Raw genomic sequence first — 2,644 nt, forward strand, 5'->3', positions numbered from 1 at the left:
ATCTTCGAGACTGGAAAGTATGTTTTCCTTCTCTATCAGGAGCTTCCGTTCTCTCAGAACCCTCATCATGACCAGCATGAGCTTGTCCAGCTCAAAGGGCTTTATTAAAAAATCGGATGCGCCTTTCTTCATCGCATCGACAATAAAATTCGGGTCATAGAAACCGGTTGCCATGATTACCGCGGCAGCAGGGGTATTAACCTTGATTGTGTCCAAAAGCGTGATACCGTTCACGTCAGGCAGGTTTACGTCAAGGATAACAACCTCTATATCCTCTTTACTGAGTGTCTCCAGGGCCTGGTTACCGGTATATGCCTTGTGGACGTGACAACCGTTTAATGCGAAAAAATCCCCGAGGACCTCGATAATCTCAGGACTATCATCAACCAAAAGTATTTTAGAGCCTTCAATCATTTAATAAATACTTCCCTGACTTTCGACTTTTACATATCTGCGACACCCGCTTAATCGATAAAGAGTCTGCTTCTACGAAGCATTTCAAGGTTCCTTATCTCGTTGACAAGTCTTTCTGTATTATTGAGATTCTCCTCTTCCAAACTGATGGTCTCTGTGTCGCCGGTCTGCTGTGAATACCGCTCGATCTCATTATAAAAACTTTTTAGTCTCTCGAAAAGCTGCGTATTTATCTTTTTCAGCTTGATCTTATCCCTCGCATTCTTGACAACCACCTTGAGCTCTTCCATCCTGAAGGGCTTTACAATATAGTCGTATGCCCCTATCTTTATCGCTTCTACAGCGCTATCGATAGAGGCATAACCGGTAATAATAATGAACTCGGTCATATCCGTATCTTTCCGGATGGTTTTCATTAATTCTATTCCCGTCAACTCAGGCATATTCAAGTCGGTAATAATAAGGTCATAAGGATTCCGGTTGTGCTTCTGCAAGGCATCTTTCCCATTATCAGCGCCCTCCGTTACATCACCTCCATCCTTGAGATATTCTTCGATTATCTCCCTCAGGTCCTTATTATCATCCACAATGAGGATACGTATGTTTTCATTGTTCTTGTTCATATTTCCTGAGTCTTTCCGTCGTATGCTCACCGATTCGCTCGAAGAGCATCCTTTTCATGCCTTCCTGTGAGATCGCCACCTCGTCATCACGGACAATGCTTTCGTGATCCTTGTCAACCTGCTTGACCCTGACCTTCATGTTTTTCATATATGTGCGGATGACGTTGCTTATCTGGTAGTCCGATATCGTCATGCTTTCTCCACAACAGGTTATCGAACAAAACGCTCAGGACTTAAGTAAATTTATTTTTATTGATGAAATAATCCGGCATAGGCGGGATCGGGAATCGTGCTTTATATGCCCGGACAGCCTTCACGCATAACGACAACTCGTCCAACTCATGGATAACCCGGGTTTTTTCACTTTCAAGTCTGGTCAGGACCTCCTCTTCTCTTTTAAGGGCGTCCTTCGCCTCGTCCGGGGACATGATATGCGCTTTCTTGCAGAGTTTTTTTGAAAACTCTTCTCTTTCCATAAGCAGCTTTATAAATCTGTCAATATCCTTTTCCTTCAATGCCCATATAGTCCATTCAGCAAAATCCATATCTATCTTTTCATCCATTCCCTGGACCTTACACAACGAAAAGTTGTTTCGCAAACTCCTCTTTCAACACCTTCGAACTTTCAATAAGCATCTGCAGGACGTTCATCTTCTTCTCAAGTTCCTGCCTTTTTTCTTCCAGCCGGGCATTGATCCGGCCATCAGTATTATTTACGGTATGCCGGTTGTTATAATCACTTACGACGGGGAGCGCCTGGGGCCCTGCGCCAGGACACATCAGCATCCTGTCATAAAAAACATTAGTAAAAGATTTTACAATGGATATACCTTCATCTCCCTTTGAAGACAAAAACCGGCTGAGGGTCTCCTCGTCAACGCTCAACAACCCTTCATTGCTGATCTTTATACCTGACGGCATGGCCTGTTCCTCGAGATTACCAGCCATTTCAGTGAAAACCGCCTTTGACGGTATGGTATGTTTTTCCGGCATACGAACACTCTTTGTTGCTTCCTGAGCTGCCCTGTCATTCTTTTCCATGGAATCATCCGTTTCGCCGAGTAGAGACAATAATTCATTCATATGTTCGGCAAATCCTGCTATCTTTTTTATGAATATTGAAACGCCTTCATCGCCATTCCCTGCCGGCAACTGATTTGAGCTGATAGTTGAGGAACCGCTTCCGGCACCGGCAGTTGCCTCTTCATCTGGTGATGCCGCCTGGTCTGTATGAATATCCGGCCCGTATTGGTTCAGAGATACGGTATGGCCACGATGATCCGCAAGATCATTGGCAAGCATATAATCTTTGATATATTCGATCTTTGCCTTTAATCTGGCCGAATACGATAATTGAATTTCAGAGGTTAAGCCGCATCCCGGAGTTTCGTCCTCAGCGGATGGCGGGTGATTCTGCAAATCAATACAGCTTTTATTGTCGAGCAATTTACGCAGAAAAAATGATGCACCATATATGCCGTCGATCATTTTATGCTTTCTCGTTAATGATCAATCCTATAATTTCCTGAAATTTTCTCATGAAACTTATGAGCTGTTCCGGAGGGAACTGTTTTACAACTGCCTTTGTATCACCATCTACAACCTGT

General features: G+C 43.7%; 5 protein-coding genes. All 5 read right to left on the reverse strand.

All coding sequences use genetic code 11. From position 1 onward, the window contains the following. Positions 1 to 414: response regulator (locus PHU49_16955; protein MDD5245698.1), on the reverse strand; the 414-nt coding region annotated here is incomplete at its 3' end. A gap of 50 nt (positions 415 to 464) precedes the next feature. Continuing rightward, positions 465 to 1,037, reverse strand: coding sequence for a response regulator (locus PHU49_16960; GenBank protein ID MDD5245699.1), 573 nt, complete (start codon positions 1,035 to 1,037; stop codon positions 465 to 467). After that, a complete protein-coding gene (locus tag PHU49_16965; protein MDD5245700.1) occupies positions 1,021 to 1,230 on the reverse strand; it encodes a hypothetical protein in 210 nt (69 codons plus the stop codon). The genes PHU49_16960 and PHU49_16965 overlap by 17 nt, the downstream gene beginning before the upstream one ends. Before the next feature lie 40 nt (positions 1,231 to 1,270). Continuing rightward, positions 1,271 to 1,600, reverse strand: a complete 330-nt coding sequence (locus PHU49_16970) for a hypothetical protein (GenBank protein MDD5245701.1) — start codon at positions 1,598 to 1,600, stop codon at positions 1,271 to 1,273. A 10-nt stretch (positions 1,601 to 1,610) separates the two neighbouring features. After that, on the reverse strand, positions 1,611 to 2,525 hold the full coding sequence (locus PHU49_16975) for a hypothetical protein (protein ID MDD5245702.1): 915 nt from the start codon (positions 2,523 to 2,525) through the stop codon (positions 1,611 to 1,613). Positions 2,526 to 2,644: the final 119 nt, after the last annotated feature.

The sequence above is a fragment of the Syntrophorhabdaceae bacterium genome (assembly GCA_028713955.1).
Taxonomy (GTDB): Bacteria; Desulfobacterota; Syntrophorhabdia; order Syntrophorhabdales; family Syntrophorhabdaceae; genus UBA5609.